Genomic DNA, 16896 nt, shown 5'->3' on the forward strand with positions numbered 1-16896 from the left:
GTCGCCGTTGCAACCTGTTTCGCAGACGTTTGGCCAGGGTTTCTGGTCAGCGGACCACGACGCCGTCTGTCACACCGGCGTACTTCTCCCGCAGCACGGTCTTGAGTAGTTTGCCGGTGGCGTTGCGCGGCAGGGCATCGACGAAGTGCACCTCGCGCGGGCACTTGAAGTGCGCCAGTCGTTCGCGGCACCAGGTGACGAGTTCTTCCGGGGCCGGGTCCCGCCCGGCCGCGGGGTCGGGTACGACGACGGCCACCACTCGCTCGCCCCATCGCGGATCGGGACCGCCGACCACTGCGGCGTCGGCGACCTTGGGGTGCTTGAACAACACCTGCTCGACCTCGATAGGATAGACGTTCTCACCACCGGAGATGATCATGTCTTTCTTCCGGTCGACCAGGGTGATGTAGCCTTCCTCGTCCATTCGCCCGAGATCACCGGTGTGGAACCAGCCGTTGCGGAAGGCCTCGGCGGTGGCCTCGGGGCGCATCCAGTAGCCAGCGAAGATGTTAGGACCGCGAAGGACCAGTTCGCCGACGGTGTTCGTCGGGACGTCCCGGTCGCCGTCATCGACGATGCGGGCTTCGACGTGCATCGCGACCCGCCCGATCGACCCGGCCTTGCTCCTCGCGTGGGCCGAGTCGAGTATGGAGACCAGCGGCGCGGTCTCGGTCATGCCGAAGCCCTCGATGAACGGGACGCCTCGCTCGTTGAGGAACTCGATCATGGGCAGTGGACATGGAGCTCCGCCTCCCATGGCCAGTTCCAGGGACGACAGGTCGTAGGAGCCGAAGTTCGGTACCTGAGTGATCGCGACCCACATCGCCGGCACCATGAACTGGACCGTTGCGCGGTGCTCGGCCATGGCCGTGAGCGTGCCGACCGGGTCGAAGTTGGGCAGGATCACGTTCGTGCCACCGACGTAGAGCAGCGGCAGTGAGTGCACGCCGAGTCCGCCGATGTGGAACATCGGGGCCACCGTGACCGTCACGTCGCGCGAGGAAAGCGGGTGCTCGGTGCCGAGCACGTTGATCGCGTTCCAGAGCAAGTTGTCGTGGGTGAGCATGGCCCCCTTGGGGCGTCCGGTGGTCCCGGAGGTGTACATCAACATGGCGGTGTCAGTTCCGGCGACGTCCGCCGCGGCGAAGTCCGCCGGCCCGCTGGCCAGCAGCTCGTCGTAGGCCAGGCCGTCTTCGTACCCGCCGTCGCCCACCTGGACCGTGTGGCGTACCCGCACGCCGGGTTCGGTCAGGGCGCCGCGCACGATGTCGGTGAACTGGCCGTTGAACACGAGCACGTCCGCGCCGGAATCGCCGAGAATGAAACCGACCTCCATGGCGGCCAACCGCACGTTGATCGGCACCATGATCGCGCCGAGTTTCGCGCAGGCCAGCAGCGTCTCGAGGAACTCCACCGAGTTGACCATCAACGCGGCGACCCGGTCGCCCCTGCGCACGCCGAGTCCGGCGAGCGCCGAGGCCAGCTGATCGGTCCGCCGGTCGGCGTCCGCGTAGGTGAAAGTGCGCTCGCCCGCAACGAAGGCTTTCGAGTCGCCTTGCAGAAAGGCGCGTTTGGTGACCCAGGCGCCGATTCCTCGGTTCATCGTGTGTCTCCGGTTGGTAGTCGCCCCGCGCGGTACCACGGCGCGGGGGCGAGATCGTGGGCAGGTCTGTTCATCGGTCATGTCTGGGCTGCCGGAACGGTTCGCGTCGGTCGGCGGGTCGCCACGATTTCGGAACGCCACACTCGGGGACCGACTCGTCGCCGCCGAAGGTCTGGATCGAGCATGGTCACCGGCCGGGCGGAGACCGCTGCCGGTTGGGCGCGGGCTTGCTGTCTCGGTCACGTCGAACACGACCCCGCACTAGTCGTTGCGGAAGTGGTCCCGGTACTGATCGCGCAGGACGTTCTTCTGGATCTTTCCGGTGGCGGTGCGGGGCATCTCGTCCACGAACACGACGGCCTTGGGCACCTTGAACCCGGGCAGTCGACTGCGGGCGGCGGCGAGCACGTCCTCCTCGCTTAGATCACTGCCTGGCTTGCGGGTCACGACCGCCGTGATCGCCTCCGACCACCGTTCGTGCGGCAGTCCGACCGCGACGACCTCCTGGATGCGGGGTTCGGCCTCGTAGAGTGCCTTCTCCACCTCGATGGAGGCGACGTTCTCCCCGCCGGTTTTGATGACGTCCTTCTTGCGGTCGGCGAACCACAGCAGTCCGTCCGCGTCGAACCGGCCGACGTCGCCGGAGTGGAACCAACCGTGGGCGAACGCCGCGGCCGTGGCTTCGGGGTTGCGCAGGTAGCCCTCCATGGCGTGTGGGCCACGGTAGACGATCTCGCCCGTTTCGCCCTGGGGGAGCAGGTGGCCGTCGTCGTCCATGATGCCGACCTGCACGTTGGGAACCGGTAGTCCGACCGAACCGGCGTGGGACAGCTGGTATTCGGGGGGAAAGACCGTGGTGATCGGGTTCATCTCGGTCTGGCCGAAGCCGAGGGCGAACTCACATCCGAACACCTCGATCGCCCGGCGAAGGTCGGTGTCGGGCATCGCTGCCATGGCGTAGATCGCCAAGCGCAGGCTGGAGAGATCGCGTTTGTCGATGTCGTCGTGGTCCATCATCGCCCGGTACATCATGGGCAGCGCGAAGATTTCGGTGAGGCGTTCGGACTCGATGGTGGCCAGCAACGCCGCCGGATCGAAGGTGCGCAGCAGTACCGCGGTTCCCCCCATGTAGAACAGGCCGGTGGTGAAGCCGTTGAGTTGCGCGGTGTGGAACAGCGGCATCATCACCCCGGCGCGCTCCCGTTCGCTGATGCCCAGAACCAGCGGGGCGTTCAGTGATTCGAGATAGACCGCGAGGTGGCTGCTCACCACACCCTTGGGGGCCGAGGTGGTACCGCTGGTGTAGAGGTAGCTGACCGGGTCGCGATCCTCGACGAAACACTCCGGCTCCGCGTCGCCTTCCGCGCCAACGAAGTCGTCGAACTCGCGCCAGGACGCCGAGCCCGAGGCTTCCCACGCCGCACCGGTGCCGTGGGCAACGACCACGTCGGTCACGGCGCTGTCGTCGAGCTGGTCCAGCGCGGCCGACACCAGGCCGGCAAGCTGGCTTTCCACGACGACGCCCCGGGACCGGGAGTGATCGAGCACGTAGGCGGTCTCCCGTGGGCCCCAAGCAAGATTGACCGGCACACAGACGACACCGGTCTTGGCGCACGCGTAGTAGGTCAGCAGGAACTCCGTGCTGTTTCCGCTGACCAGGGCCAGCACCTCGCCGCGCCGGTATCCGTTCCGCAGCAGCGCGTTCGCCAGCCGGTTCACCGCCGCGTTGAACTCGCGATAGGACAGCCGTCGTGGCCCGTCCACGACCGCCTCGTGGTCGGGGCGCCGCCAGGCGGTGCGGGTGAGCATGTCGCCGACATTCACCCGGGTCACCAGATTCCGCTGGAGATCTTGCTCGGTCATCGATTGGCTCTCCTTCTCGACACGCTCCGCGACGCGGCGGACCGGATGGCTTGGCCGAGGTGGCGACTGACGTCCGCCAGTTGTGAATCGTTCGTTGGGTGAGGCCCGCGGCATCGTGGCCGCTCGTCGCGTGCCCACGAACTGTTCACCACACGCGTGCCGAGGTCGTCGGCTCGCCGGTGGTTCAGCCGCCCGGGCCCAGGGTGCGTGTGAGCGCCAGGACCGTCGACGGACGGCTGGTCGTGTGGGAGGCTCCAGGTCGCGCGCACGACGAGGCCGCCGGCGGTGACGGGTTCCCGTCGGTGCGCGGCGGGCGGGTGGTGCTGCCCGACCGTGACGTCCAGGTCGAGGTCCACGTTACCCATCGTTGCCCTCGTTTCGCCGTTGATAACCGGGCTGACATAGTTAAAGCTGAATTACTAGGATCCTACTGTTCGAGTGCCGCGTTGTGAAGCTGGTCGCATCGAGGCAGGCCTGGCCGAGATGGCCGGGCCGCGCGCACGGAGTGCTTCGCACCGTTGTTCAAGCTAGTGAATCGCGAGCGACGCTCAGCAAACGGATGTGGAGGCGAGAGGGACATGCCGACGCCGAGAGGGGCGGATGCCTCGAGCGAGAGGCGTCGGCGGTACACGACCGGGCGCCCCCGCACCCACGATGTCGCCGCGGCCGCCGATCGGCCTCACCGTCGAGGTCGGCCGCTGGCACGGGCGAGGCATGAGACGCCGCTGGATCTGACGTCCGGTCCCAGGGCAGTCGCCCGTCGCCGCGTATCCGTACCGGGACGGCCTGCGGTCGACCCGGCGGAGTCCGACAACGCGGGCGTGTCGGTCCGCCTGCACGCCGGCATGAATCCTCCGCGACCTCGCCGCCCGCTCCGCGACCCGTCACACGATCGACACAGTGATGGGGCATCGGCGATCGAGGTGAGCTACCCACAAAGTGGGCCAGTGGCTTGGTTGACCATCAACCGCCGGAAACCCCGCATCGTGTTGAACGAGGCAGGGCGCGGTTGGCCGTGTGCGGGCGTGTACAGGTTCGACGGTGATGCGAACGTGCTGGTGCTGGCCGGCGTGGGCGGCCGGGCAGTCCGCGCCGGTAGCAGCCGGAAGGAACTGGCCGATACCGCGCTTACCGTGCTACCACTTGACTTCGTGTCCCAGTACGGCGGCGACATCGAGGTGGCCACGCCGACGATCGCCGCCGGGCAACGTCGTCGCGAACCCTGGTGGGTTCGTGCTCGCGCAGTGCTGCGACCTGTGCGTGGCCGCCGACACCGCACGGTTCGCGGTCACCGGGGTCAAGGTGGTCAGGGGTACAAACCGTGGGTCGTGCCGCTGCCCCGCCTTGTTTCGCCGCGCATAGCCATGCGGCTTCTGCTCATCTGCGACCCAATTGACGCTGGCCGGGCATACCAGGTTGGACTGCTGAACGCGGTAGCGCCGTCACCCCGACTCGCGGAGAGCGGTGCAACGACCGGCCGAGCGCATCCTCGCGAACGCACCGCCGTCCGTGCTGGCCGCCAGGAGGAACTATGCGTCTGATGGCCGAGTCCCCGCTGGGACGCCTGCGCCACGGCGAGGCAGAGCTGGGAAGCCCGAGGCATCGCTGCCGGGACGCCCAGGAAGAACTCGTGGCCGTCGCGGCCAAGCCCGCTTCAAGAGGAGCGGGGCGCTGATGGGTGCCGCACCCCCGCCTGGGATGCGCGCTGTCGCATTCTCCTGTCTGGCCGCGTGGCGGGAACAAGTTCCCATCGCGACGGCGGCCAAGCAACGGGATGAAGGAAGGGGCTCCAAGTGAGCAGCGAGGCCGAGGCACCACTGCGGACCCGTGATCCCGCGCGCAAGGAACGCATCCTCGCCGCCGCCGCCGACCTGGTAGCCCGCCACGGCTACCACGCCGTGTCCATGGCCGACATCGGCGCCGTGGCCGGCATCACCGGCGCCGGCATCTACCGGCACTTCGACAGCAAGTCTGCCGTGCTGGTGGCGCTGTTCGACCGGGTGATCGACGGGCTGGTGCGTGAAGAGCAGGGCATCGTAGCTGGCACCGCCGACCTTCGGGAAACCCTGGACAAGTTGATTGCCGGCCAGGTCGAATTCGTGGTGCGCGATCGGGAACTGGCCCAGGTCTACCACAACGAGATCCATAATCTTCCCGAGGAAGACCGCCGCCGGCTACGCCGCAAGCAGCGGCTCTACCTCGAAGAGTGGGTACACGTCCTGATGGAGCTGCGCCCGGAACTCACCGATACCGAGGCCCGCACCATCGTGCACGCGGCCATCGGTGCTATCCAGTCGACGCTGTTCCACCGCGTCGGTCTCCCCGAACCGAGGCTGCGCGAACTGCTCGCCGAATGCGCCCGCTCGGTGCTCAACGGCGGCTGACCCCCGGACACAGGAGGTCCTGCGGCAAGCCTCCAGCACAACCAAACCATGGGTCCGGTTCGCCGTGGCCAGTGCGTGGCGCGGCCGCGGGTCGTGCGGTGGCCATGTCGGTCGGTGTCGCCCTCGGCTGGGAACCGGCGCTGGGCCTCCGGTGGCGAATTCGACGACGTACGCGGAGATGTCCACTCCGGACTCGATGCGGCTGGACGCTTGATTCCGTGAAGTTGGTGTTGACGGTCGAACGCAGTGCGGTCGCGTCGGTGGCGTTGGCCTGGCAGCGGGAGGTTTCCGCGGACCTGGACCGGGCCAACGCCGATGGTGGGGTCACCGCCATGGGGCCACGCCTAGAAGTGACTTGGCTGGTGCGTGGTTCCCGGACGGGCGAGCAGGTCGCGTCACGCGGTTTGAGACTACCGCGACCGTTGGCGCGGTAGCGGCAAGCAGGGAGTCGGAGACGAGGTGTGTCATCGGCTGGTCGTGACGTGACCGGGTAGCTGGTCGAGGTTGAAGACGAGGGTGGATCGGGCGGCCAGGCCGTGCTCGGTGTGGCAGTCGATCGCTAGCGTCGCCTGGCGGGGCTGCGCTGTGTCGTCGATGGAGAGCACGCGGCCGTCGGTGCGCAGGGTGTCGCCGGCGCAGACCGGCGCGATCATCTGCAGCCGCCTGCGCGCTAGCCAGGCGTCCGGGCCCGCCCAGGCCTTGCCGACGCGGTCGACGAAGCCGTGGAGAAACATGGTGTTGAGGTAGACGTCGCGGGCGCCCTGTTCTCGCGCGTAGGCCTGGTCGTGGTGGCCGCGGAAGAAGTCGCGGGTGGCCGCGGCGTCGAGCACGCACCGGGTGACTGTCACCGGCATCCGCACCTCGGGGAGAACCTCGACCGCGTCCGCCGGGTCAGCCGCGGCCGGGGCAGCCTGCCGCGTGGGCGGCTTGGCGTCGGAGGCGCGGTAGCGGAAGAGCACGTTGTCGTTGGTGGCGACCAGCGTGCCTTCCTGGTTCCGGCATGCGGACCGTGTGGTGACAAAGTGGCCCACGCCCAGCGCGGTGTGCTTCTCCGCGGAGACGGACTCCACGCGCTCGCTGAAGGTGAGCCGGTCGCCGACTCGCATCGGGGCGAGGAACCGGGTGTCGGTGGAGACGTTGATCAGCGTGGTGCCGGGCAGCGGCACGTCGAGGGCGAGGATCGGCGCGTGCTCCGGTCTGCCCCACGGGTTCCACGGCAGCGGGAACGCCCAGACCATGAGCATTCCGGGCGGCGAGATCAGCGCCCCGTACCGCCTCCCCGCGGCGTCGGCGTCCCAGTGGTTCTCGTCGGCGTCCTCGACGAGGGCGCAGAAGTACGCGATCTGCGCTTCGTTGACCGGAAACGGCGCCTCGGTGGTGACCTCGTGGCCGATCCAGGCCTGCGCTTCGGCGTGCGACCCGGTGACCACGTAGTTGAGCGCGTCGGCGTAGTTGACGGTCATGAGGGTGTCTCCTCCCGCGGCCGGAACTGCGGGATCGCGACGTCTCCGCGTGGTTCGAACGTGACCTGGACCGGGGTGCCAACGCGGACCGTGTCCGGGGCGCAGTCGACGACGTTGGCCATCATCCGAGGTCCTTCCGCCAGTTCGATCACGGCCAGCACGTAGGGTGCGGTGAACGCGGGGGACGGTGGCTGGTGCACGGTCGTGTAGGTCAGCACGATGCCGCGGCCGGAGGGCTCCGCCCATTCGAGGTCGGTGCACCAGCAGTAGGGACACCATGCTCGCGGGTGGTGGTGGAACCTGCGGCACGCGCGGCACCGAGGTAGTGCGAACCGGCCCTCGACGGCCGCACGCCAGTAGGGTGCGGTGTCCTCGTACAGGGTGGGAACGGGTGCGGTGGTGGTCATCGTGCGGTCCTTCCCAGGAGCACGGTGGAGTGGTCGGCCATCATTCCGCCGTAGGTGTGGACCAGGGCGATGTCCGCCTCGACCTGCCGGTCTCCCGCCTGGCCCATCACCTGGCGGGCGCCCTCGATCAGCATCGACATACCGGAGGCGTCTCCAGTGTGTCCGAAGGACAGCAGTCCGCCGTAGGTGTTGACCGGAAGGACCCCGTCCGGCGCGGCCGCACCGTTCAGGTAGAAGTGGCCACCCTTGCCGGGCTCGGCGAGGCCGGTCTCCTCCAACAGCAGGATCGGGTTGATGCTGAAGGCGTCGTAGAGCTGGGCGATGTCCACGTCCGACGGGGCGAGGCCAGCCATGGCGAACGCGGTGCGGGCCGAGACGCCCGCGCCCATGGTGGCGAAGTCGCTGGCGTGGCTGATGTTGCCGTGGTCGTGGTGCTCCCCGAAGCCGAGTAGGTAGGCGGGCTGCTGGGTGAGCTCACGTGCCAGCTCGCCGCGCATCACCAGGAACGCCGCGCCCCCTTCGCACGGCACCGAGCAGTCCAGGAGGTGAAACGGCGAGGCGATCGGCCGTGAGTCGAGAACCTGCTCGATGGTCAGCGGGCCCGCCGGTCGCATCAGCGCGTCAGGGTGGCGCAGCGCCCACTCCCGGCTGGTGACCGCGACCGCGGCCAGCGCTTCCCGCGGGGTGCCCCGCTCAGCCATGTGCCGGGTGGCGGCCAGGGCGTAGAGGGCGGGGATGAAGCTGCCGTAGGGGTACTCGAAGTCCGGGTGGCTGATCATGCGGGCCATCAGGTCGGCACCGCCGGCGCCGACCTTGGGGAACTTGCCCGCGCCCACGCACAACACTGCGTCCGCCAGCCCCGCCCTGATGGCCGTCGCCGCGCGGGTGAGCATGACGGTGTAGGTGGCGCCGCCCACGTTGATCGTTTCGCAGAACCGCGGTCGGATGCCCAGCGCGTCGTTGATCCGCTCGTGGTTGAAGACGTCGGCGCCCTGTCCGCCCGCCATGCCGGCAGGGCAGACCAGCAGCCCGTCCACGGCGTTCGGCCCGATCCCGGAGTTGGTCACGAAGTGGCGCAGGACGAGTTCCTGCATCGCCGCTCCGTCGTAGTCAGGATAGCGCCCGGGCGGAAGCTCTTCGACCGCCGCGATAGCGGGGCTGCCGGACAGTGCTGGTGACCTCATGGTGCGCCTCGCATGTCACCGGTTCGGCCAGGACCCAGTGATCGCCAGGACCACCTTGGATCGTCAACAACAAGAGAACTCGGAGTGCCCGTGTCCGGGTCACGGTGGCGGTCAGGATTGGCCCTTCGCGCCCGGCTCCTTGGCCGGTCCTTGGGTTCGGATTCGTCCACAGTGGCACCAGGGGGCGCCTGGGGACGGGGTTCCCTTCGTCTGGTGATTGGTTCTCGCTGTTCGACGCGCACGCCTCTCCTTCTGTCAATCCCTGTCAACCGGCGCGTTCGGGGATCCCGGCTGGTGTTAGACATCTCAGCCCACTGCCACCGGCGCGCGGCACGCGTGCCGGCGGGGGTTGTGGTTGGCGCCTCTCTCCAAGTATGTTAACCATGATTAACGGAGCGTGGGAAGGCTCAGAGGTGATGGCGCACACTCGGCGGATGTGTCACAGCCGCCGGGTGTGGCCGGAACGTCATGAGGTGCCACGAGATTTGGTCAAGCGTCCGGACGGTGGGTGAGTCCGCCGACAGGTTGTCGGTGCGATTCGACTTGCGGGAGCGCTGAAGAGGTGCTTCGTGCGGCGAAGGGCATCGGAGTGGAGGAGAGCCAAGGTGGACTTTCGGGAGACCGACGAGCAGCGCGCACTTCGCGAGGCGGTGTCCAAGCTCGCCGCCTCGTTCGGCCACGAGTACTTCGTGGAGCGGGCGAAGTCGGGCCAGAAGAGCACCGAACTCTGGCAGGCCGTGGGACGGCAGGGCTTTCTCGGGGTGAACATCGATGAGGCCCATGGCGGCGGCGGGGGTGGCGTCTACGAGCTGCAACTGGTGAGCGAGGAACTCGCCGCTGCGGGCTGTCCGCTGTTGATGATGGTGGTCTCGCCGGCGATCTGCGGCACGATCATTCAGGCGCATGGCACGGACGAGCAGCGCAAGCGGTGGCTGCCCGGCATCGCCAGCGGTGAGACGATCATGGCGTTCGCGATCACCGAGCCGGACGCCGGGTCGAATTCACACAACATTTCTACAGCGGCGACCCGGGACGGCGGCGACTACGTGCTGCGCGGAACCAAGTACTACATCTCGGGGGTGGACGAGGCGGAGGCCGTCCTGGTGGTGACCCGCACGGGTACCGACGCGTCCGGACGTGGCAGGCTCAGTCTGCTGATCGTGCCGACCGACGCGCCGGGGCTGGAGCGAACCGCGATCCCGGTGGAGGTCACCGCGCCGGAGACGCAGTTCACGTTGTTCTTCGACGATGTGCGGGTGCCTGCGGAGAACCTGATCGGCGTTGAGGGGGAAGGCCTCAAGCAGGTGTTCATGGGGCTGAACCCGGAGCGGATCATGGGTGCGGCGCTGGCGAACGGGATCGCGCGCTATGGCCTGACCAAGGCGTCCGAGTACGCCCGCGAGCGGAATGTGTGGGGGGTGCCGATCGGGTCGCACCAGGGCGTTGCCCACCCGCTGGCGAACGCCAAGATCCAGGTCGAGCTGGCTCGGCTGATGACCCGGCAGGCCGCCTGGTTGCACGACGAGGGCGACCCCGCGTCTGGTGAGGCGGCGAACATGGCGAAGTACGCCGCCGCTGAGGCCGGATTGACGGCGCTGGACCAGGCGATTCAGACCCACGGCGGCAACGGGATGTCCACCGAGTACGGGCTGGCCACGTTGTGGGGGCCGTTGCGGTTGATGCGGACCGCGCCGATCAGCCGGGAGATGATCCTCAACTACGTGGCCCAGCACGGTCTGGGCCTGCCGAAGTCGTACTGACCGGCGCGGACGCGATCGAAAGCGGGAAGAAGCATGCCGGTGCTGAAATCAACGCTCGACACGGCCAGCGAGACCTACCTGCTCAACCGGAAGGCCAATCTCGCCGCGCTGGCCGAACTCGACGAGCAGCTGGAGATCGTTCGTGCGGGAGGCGGCCCGAAGTACCTCGAGCGGCATCGCAAGCGGGGACGGTTGCCGGTGCGGGAGCGGATCGAGCTACTGGTTGACCGCGACGCGCCGTTTCTCGAGTTGTCGCCGCTGGCCGCGTGGGGCACCGACTTCCTGGTGGGCGCCAGCGTGGTCACCGGCGTCGGCGTCGTCTCGGACGTCGAATGTATGATCATCGCCCACGACCCGACGGTGCGCGGCGGGGCGATGAACCCGTACTCGCTGCGCAAGACGCTCCGAGCGCTGGAGATCGCGCGCCGCAACCGGTTGCCGGTGATCAATCTGGTCGAGTCCGGGGGTGCCGACCTGCCGACGCAGGCCGAGCTGTTCGTCCCCGCAGGCAAGATCTTCCACGACCTCACCGAGCTGTCCGCGATGGGGGTGCCGACCGTCGCGCTGGTGTTCGGCAACTCCACCGCCGGTGGGGCGTACGTGCCGGGCATGTGTGACTATGCTGTGCTGGTCGATCGCCAGGCGAAGGTGTTTCTCGGTGGGCCGCCGCTGGTGAAGATGGCCACCGGGGAGGAGGCCGACGACGAGGAGCTCGGTGGGGCGGACATGCACGCGCGGGTGTCCGGGCTGGCGGATCATTTCGCCGTGGACGAGCTGGACTGTATCCGGATCGGCAGGCAGATAGTGGCCGAGACCAACTGGCGCAAGCTGGGGCCGCCGCCGACGGAGCTGCCTGATGAGCCGCGCTACGACCCGGAGGAGCTGCTTGGTGTCGCCTCGGCCGACTTCCGGGTGCCGTTCGACCCTCGGGAGGTCCTGGCCAGGGTTGTGGATGGTTCCCGGTTCGGGGAGTACAAGGCGCGCTATGGCACCAGCCTGGTCACCGGGTGGGCCTCGATCCACGGTTATCCGGTCGGGGTCCTGGCCAACGCGCGCGGCGTGCTGTTCTCCGAGGAGTCCGAGAAGGCCAGCGAGTTCATCCTGCTGGCGAACCAGTCCAGCACTCCGTTGATCTTCCTGCAGAACACCACTGGCTACATGGTCGGCACCCGGTACGAGCAGGGGGGGATCATCAAGGACGGCGCCAAGATGATCAACGCGGTGACCAACAGTACGGTCCCGCACATCACGATTAACATCGGGGCGTCGTTCGGAGCGGGCAACTACGGCATGTCGGGCCGTGCCTACGATCCCCGGTTTGTCTTCAGCTGGATCAACGCCAAGTGCGCGGTGATGGGGCCGCAGCAACTGGCGGGCGTGCTCTCGATCGTGGGCCGTCAGGCCGCCGAAGCCGCGGGCAAGCCGTTCGACGTCGAGGCCGACGAGAAGCAGCGGCGCGCCATCGAGGCGCAGATCGAGCGCGAGTCGCATGCCTTCTTCATGTCCGCCCGGCTCTACGACGACGGGGTGATCGACCCGCGGCAGACCCGCACGGTGCTGGGTATCGCGTTGTCCGCGGCGCATTCCCAGGAGGTGGCGGGACGGCGCGGTTTCGGCGTGTTCCGGATGTGATGGAGTCGATGGTGTCCAGGATCAACAAGCTGCTGGTGGCCAACCGGGGTGAGATCGCCTCCCGGGTGATGCGCACGGCCCGTGAGCTCGACATCGGCACGGTGGCGGTGTTCTCCGACGCGGACGCGCACGCCCCCTTCGTCGCGGAGGCCGATCAGTCCGTGCATCTGCCGGGCGTGGCGCCGGCCGACACGTATCTGCGTGCCGACCTGCTGCTGGACGCGGCCCGGCGGACCGGGGCGGACGCCGTTCATCCCGGCTATGGCTTCCTGTCGGAGAACGCGGGGTTCGCCAGAGCGTGCGAGGACGCGGGACTGGTGTTCGTCGGGCCGCCGCCGGCCGCGATCGAGGCGATGGGCTCGAAGACCGCGGCCAAGGAACTCATGGCCCACGCGGGTGTGCCGGTGCTGCCCGGAATCGTGATCGACGACGAGGAGGTCGACCCGCGCTCGCTCGAGGCTCAGGTGGCCGCCGAGATCGGGTTCCCCGTCCTGGTCAAGGCCGCTTACGGCGGTGGCGGCCGCGGCATGCGGGTGGTCGAGGCCAAAGCCGGGCTGGCCGACGCGGTCACCTCCGCCAGGCGCGAGGCCGCCTCGGCGTTCGGCAACGCGACCGTGTTCCTCGAACGCTACGTCGACTCTCCCCGCCACGTCGAGGTGCAGATCTTCGGCGACCGGCACGGCACCGTGGTGGGCCTGTTCGAGCGCGAATGCTCCATCCAGCGGCGCTACCAGAAGATCCTCGAGGAGGCGCCGTCCCCCGCGGTCGACGATCGGCTGCGCGCCGAACTGGGCCAGGCCGCCGTCGCCGCCGGCAAGGCGATCGGCTACGTCGGCGCCGGCACCGTCGAGTTCGTCCTCGATTCCAGCGGCCAGTTCTACTTCCTCGAGGTCAACACCCGGCTGCAGGTGGAGCATCCGGTGACCGAGCTGGTGACCGGACTGGACCTGGTGCGGCTGCAGCTCCTTGTCGCTGAGGGCGCGCCGTTGCCGCAGGAGGCGCTGGAGGCGACCATCTCCGGACACGCCGTGGAGGCCCGGCTGTACGCCGAGGACACCGCCGCCGGTTTCCTACCCGCCACCGGCACGCTGCACCGCTTCGACATTCCCCGCCTGCCCGGTGTCCGGGTCGACGCGGGCGTGGCGGACGGTTCCGTGGTGAGCCCGCACTACGACCCCATGCTGGCGAAAGTGATCGCGCACGGCCGCACCCGAGACGAAGCGATCCGGACACTGGCCCGGACCCTCGCGGACAGCAGACTGCACGGTGTCGTCACCAATCGGGACCTGCTCGTCGGCATCCTGCGCGAGGACGAGTTCCGCTCGGGCGCGATCGACACTGGCTACCTGCGCAGGCACGACCCAGCCGAGTTGGAGCGCTCCGCGCGTGACCCGCAGGCAGTGTCGACGCATGCGCTCGCGGCGGCGCTGGCCGGACAGGCCGAGCGCAGGGCGAGGGCACGGGCGCTGGCCACCGTCCCGTCCGGCTGGCGCAACGTGGACAACGGCCCGCAGCGGGCGGCCTTCGTCGCCGACGGCGAGGACATCGACGTGACGTACCGGATTCGGGGCGGTGAGGTGACCGGGAGCGTGGCCGGGCAGGCGCTGGGTGCCGTCCACGCCTTCACGCTGGCGCCGGACGGAGTGGACATCGCCGTCGGCGGTACTCGGTGCGCGATGTCGGTGAGCCGCTACGGCGACGAAGCCTACGTCGACAGCGCGCTGGGCAGCACCCGGCTCACCGAGAAGGCCCGGTTCCCCGACCCCACCGCGGTCCGGGAACCGGGGTCGCTGCTCGCGCCGATGCCGGGGACGGTCGTACGCGTGGCGGCCAAGCTCGGGCAGGAGGTCACGGCCGGCACCCCGATCCTCGTGCTGGAGGCCATGAAGATGGAGCACACGGTGGCGGCCCCCCATGACGGCACGGTCGCCTCGGTGAACGTCGCGATGGGACAGGCCGTCGACACGGGCTCGGTGCTCGCGGTCGTCGAGGAACGGATGGACTGATGGTCGCCTTCGCCGAGTTGCTCGCCGACCTCCAGACCGAAACCCGAGTGGTCGAGGACATGCTGACCGGGCTGAGCCCCGCCACCTGGGACGCGCCGACCCCAGCGCCCGGGTGGGCGATCCGCGACCAGGTCAGCCATCTGGCCTACTTCGACGAGGCGGCCACTCGGGCCGCAGTCGATCCCGACCGCTTCCGCGCGGTGGAGGCCAAGCAGGTGTCGCGAAACCCGGCGTTCGCCGACGAGGTCGCCCAGCGGCATCGGGGGCTGCCGCCGGCGGAGCTGCTGACCTGGTTCCGCGACGCGCGCCGGCGCCTGGTCGACACGGCGTCCGGACTGGACCCGAAGCTGCGGGTGCCGTGGTACGGGCCGGAGATGAGCCTCGCGTCCTCGATCATCGCCCGGCTGATGGAGACGTGGGCGCACGGCCAGGACATCGCCGACACCCTCGGCGTCGAGCGCGCCCCGACCGCGCGGTTGCGGCACGTCGCGCACCTCGGGGTGCGCACCTTCGGGTTCGTGTTCGGCCTGCACGGCAAGCCGGTCCCCGCCGACCCGGTCCGCGTCGAGCTGACCGGCCCGGACGGCGCGACCTGGACGTGGGGACCGCCGCGAGCGCGGGACACCGTGTCCGGGCCGGCGTTGGACTTCTGCCTCGTCGTGACCCAACGGCGGCACGTCGCCGACACCGTCCTGAAGATCAGCGGGCCGGTGGCGGCCGAGTGGATGTCCGTCGCCCAGGCCTTCGCCGGCCCACCGGGACCGGGGCGTGCGCCAGGTGAGTTCGCCAGGAAGGAGAAGACGGTCCGATGACTTCCCGTCCGGTGCGGATTGGCAACTGTTCCGGCTTCTACGGCGACCGCGTCGCCGCGGCCAGGGAGATGGTCGACGGCGGCCCGGTCGACGTGCTCACCGGCGACTACCTGGCCGAGCTCACCATGTTGATCCTGTGGAAGGCCAAGCAGAAGGATCCCGGCGCCGGGTATGCCCAGACGTTTGTCACGCAGATGGAGCAGGTGCTGGGCACCTGCCTCGACCGCGGGATCCGGGTAGTGACCAACGCGGGCGGATTGAACCCGGCCGGCCTCGCCGAGCGGCTCACCGAGCTGGCCGAGCGCCTCGGACTGTCACCGCGGATCGCCTATATCGAGGGCGACGACCTCACGAACAGGATCGACGACCTCCTCGACCAGGGGCACTCGCTGGCGCACCTGGACACCGGCAAGCCCCTCGCCGACGCCGGCGTCAAACCCGTCACGGCCAACGCCTACCTGGGCGGCTGGGGTATCACCGAAGCCCTGGCCGCTGGCGCCGACATCGTCGTGTGCCCCCGGGTCACCGACGCCTCCCTGGTCACCGGCCCGGCCGCGTGGTGGCACGGCTGGGCCCGGACCGACTACGATGCCCTGGCTGGCGCGGTCGTCGCCGGGCACATCATCGAGTGCGGCCCCCAGGCGACCGGCGGCAACTACTCCTGGCCGCACGAGGTGACCGACCGCCGCTATCCCGGCTTCCCCATCGCCGAAATCGCCGCCGACGGGTCCAGCGTCATCACCAAGCATCCGAATACCGGAGGCATGGTGTCGGTGGGCACGGTCACCGCCCAGCTGCTATACGAGATTGCCGAACCCGCCTACCCCAACCCCGACGTGGTGGCACACTTCGACACCATCACCCTGACCCAACAGCAGCCCGACCGGGTCCGCGTGTCCGACGTGCGAGGCAGCGCGCCACCGGACACGGCGAAGGTCGCCATGAACTACGTCGGCGGCTACCGCAACACCATGACATTCGTCCTGACCGGCCTCGACATCGAGGACAAGGCCGCCTGGACCGAAGGACTGCTGTTCGACATCCTCGGCGGCAAGGACACCTTCGCCGAGACCGACGTGCGCCTGATGCGGTTCGACACCGACGATGCCCCGACCAACGAGCAGGCCACCGCCCACCTGCGGATCACCGTCAAGGACCCGGACGCACGCAAGGTCGGGCGGGCCTTCTCCGGCGCGGTCATGGAGGTCATCCTCGCCGGGCCCGCCGGGCTGCACACCACGACCCCACCCACCGCCGAGAGCGCCTACGGCGTCTACTGGCCCGCCTTGATCCCCGCCGACCTGATCGAACAACGGGTCGTGCTCCCCGACGGCACGACCAGAACGATCGGCCGCGCCGAGCACGCCCCAGCCACCGGCCAGCCCGTCCCCCCACCCCATCCAGCCACGGTGGCAGTGCGGGCACCGACCCGGACAGTCCCACTGGGGCGGGTCTGCGCGGCGCGGTCAGGTGACAAGGGCGGCAACGCCAACGTCGGCGTATGGGTCCGCACCGACACCGCGTACGCCTGGCTACGCGACTACCTCACCGTCGACCGGCTGCGGACCCTGATCCCCGAGGCTTCGCCGCTGACCATCCACCGCCACGAGCTGCCGAACCTGCGGGCGCTGAACTTCGTGCTGGTCGGCCTGCTCGGCGAGGGCGTGGCCGCCTCGGTACGGCCCGACCCACAGGCGAAGGGGCTCGGCGAGTACCTGCGCTCCCGCCACGTGCCGATCCCCATCACCGTACTCGAGGAGGACGCACCGCCGTGCTGACAGG

11 protein-coding genes are annotated in these 16896 nt (G+C 69.0%); 6 read left to right on the plus strand and 5 right to left on the minus strand.

Features of this window, described 5'->3' with window-relative positions; translation table 11 throughout:
* Positions 1-46: 46 nt before the first annotated feature.
* A complete protein-coding gene (locus tag ACFSZT_RS09035) occupies positions 47-1603 on the minus strand; it encodes an acyl-CoA synthetase (RefSeq protein ID WP_110341429.1) in 1557 nt (518 codons plus the stop codon).
* 261 nt (positions 1604-1864) lie between these two features.
* Complete coding sequence (locus tag ACFSZT_RS09040) at positions 1865-3466, minus strand: AMP-binding protein (protein ID WP_377388600.1); 1602 nt, start codon at positions 3464-3466, stop codon at positions 1865-1867.
* 1793 nt (positions 3467-5259) lie between these two features.
* On the opposite strand from ACFSZT_RS09040, the gene ACFSZT_RS09045 reads away from it, so the two are divergent.
* On the plus strand, positions 5260-5850 hold the full coding sequence (locus ACFSZT_RS09045; RefSeq protein WP_009156892.1) for a TetR/AcrR family transcriptional regulator: 591 nt from the start codon (positions 5260-5262) through the stop codon (positions 5848-5850).
* 464 nt (positions 5851-6314) lie between these two features.
* Here ACFSZT_RS09045 and ACFSZT_RS09050 read toward each other — a convergent pair whose 3' ends face one another.
* The 3 genes from ACFSZT_RS09050 to ACFSZT_RS09060 are packed head-to-tail and all read right to left on the minus strand — an operon-like array spanning position 6315 to position 8814.
* Positions 6315-7313, minus strand: a complete 999-nt coding sequence (locus ACFSZT_RS09050) for an FAS1-like dehydratase domain-containing protein (RefSeq protein ID WP_009156891.1) — start codon at positions 7311-7313, stop codon at positions 6315-6317.
* Positions 7310-7720, minus strand: coding sequence for a Zn-ribbon domain-containing OB-fold protein (locus ACFSZT_RS09055; RefSeq protein WP_009156890.1), 411 nt, complete (start codon positions 7718-7720; stop codon positions 7310-7312). The genes ACFSZT_RS09050 and ACFSZT_RS09055 overlap by 4 nt, the downstream gene beginning before the upstream one ends.
* A complete protein-coding gene (locus ACFSZT_RS09060; protein ID WP_198285911.1) occupies positions 7717-8814 on the minus strand; it encodes a thiolase family protein in 1098 nt (365 codons plus the stop codon). The genes ACFSZT_RS09055 and ACFSZT_RS09060 overlap by 4 nt, the downstream gene beginning before the upstream one ends.
* 695 nt (positions 8815-9509) lie before the next feature.
* Here ACFSZT_RS09060 and ACFSZT_RS09065 point away from each other — a divergent pair.
* From ACFSZT_RS09065 to ACFSZT_RS09085, 5 genes are read left to right on the plus strand one after another with little or no spacing between them, the layout of a single operon-like run.
* A complete protein-coding gene (locus ACFSZT_RS09065; protein WP_110341423.1) occupies positions 9510-10664 on the plus strand; it encodes an acyl-CoA dehydrogenase family protein in 1155 nt (384 codons plus the stop codon).
* Positions 10665-10697: 33 nt separating this feature from the next.
* Positions 10698-12296 carry an acyl-CoA carboxylase subunit beta gene (locus ACFSZT_RS09070; protein WP_377388604.1) on the plus strand — a complete coding sequence of 533 codons (1599 nt, stop codon included), beginning with the start codon at positions 10698-10700 and terminating at the stop codon, positions 12294-12296.
* Positions 12296-14302, plus strand: coding sequence for an acetyl/propionyl/methylcrotonyl-CoA carboxylase subunit alpha (locus ACFSZT_RS09075; protein WP_377388606.1), 2007 nt, complete (start codon positions 12296-12298; stop codon positions 14300-14302). The genes ACFSZT_RS09070 and ACFSZT_RS09075 overlap by 1 nt, the downstream gene beginning before the upstream one ends.
* Entirely contained in the window at positions 14302-15114 is an 813-nt protein-coding gene (locus tag ACFSZT_RS09080; RefSeq protein ID WP_009156885.1) for a TIGR03084 family metal-binding protein, read from the plus strand. The genes ACFSZT_RS09075 and ACFSZT_RS09080 overlap by 1 nt, the downstream gene beginning before the upstream one ends.
* On the plus strand, positions 15111-16892 hold the full coding sequence (locus ACFSZT_RS09085; protein WP_377388608.1) for an acyclic terpene utilization AtuA family protein: 1782 nt from the start codon (positions 15111-15113) through the stop codon (positions 16890-16892). Before ACFSZT_RS09080 ends, ACFSZT_RS09085 begins: the two co-directional genes overlap by 4 nt.
* Positions 16893-16896: the final 4 nt, after the last annotated feature.

This window comes from Prauserella oleivorans (genome assembly GCF_042685745.1).
In the GTDB taxonomy this organism is placed as follows: Bacteria; Actinomycetota; Actinomycetes; order Mycobacteriales; family Pseudonocardiaceae; genus Prauserella_A; species Prauserella_A oleivorans.

What these genes read in the sequence shown, in the direction of transcription:
- ACFSZT_RS09060 (WP_198285911.1), bottom strand. Translation starts at nt 8,814, where the DNA reads ATGCAGGAACTCGTCCTGCGCCACTTCGTGACCAACTCCGGGATCGGG.
- ACFSZT_RS09050 (WP_009156891.1), bottom strand. Translation starts at nt 7,313, where the DNA reads ATGACCGTCAACTACGCCGACGCGCTCAACTACGTGGTCACCGGGTCG.
- ACFSZT_RS09075 (WP_377388606.1), top strand. Translation starts at nt 12,296, where the DNA reads ATGGAGTCGATGGTGTCCAGGATCAACAAGCTGCTGGTGGCCAACCGG.
- ACFSZT_RS09080 (WP_009156885.1), top strand. Translation starts at nt 14,302, where the DNA reads ATGGTCGCCTTCGCCGAGTTGCTCGCCGACCTCCAGACCGAAACCCGA.
- ACFSZT_RS09070 (WP_377388604.1), top strand. Translation starts at nt 10,698, where the DNA reads ATGCCGGTGCTGAAATCAACGCTCGACACGGCCAGCGAGACCTACCTG.
- ACFSZT_RS09035 (WP_110341429.1), bottom strand. Translation starts at nt 1,603, where the DNA reads ATGAACCGAGGAATCGGCGCCTGGGTCACCAAACGCGCCTTTCTGCAA.
- ACFSZT_RS09055 (WP_009156890.1), bottom strand. Translation starts at nt 7,720, where the DNA reads ATGACCACCACCGCACCCGTTCCCACCCTGTACGAGGACACCGCACCC.
- ACFSZT_RS09085 (WP_377388608.1), top strand. Translation starts at nt 15,111, where the DNA reads ATGACTTCCCGTCCGGTGCGGATTGGCAACTGTTCCGGCTTCTACGGC.
- ACFSZT_RS09040 (WP_377388600.1), bottom strand. Translation starts at nt 3,466, where the DNA reads ATGACCGAGCAAGATCTCCAGCGGAATCTGGTGACCCGGGTGAATGTC.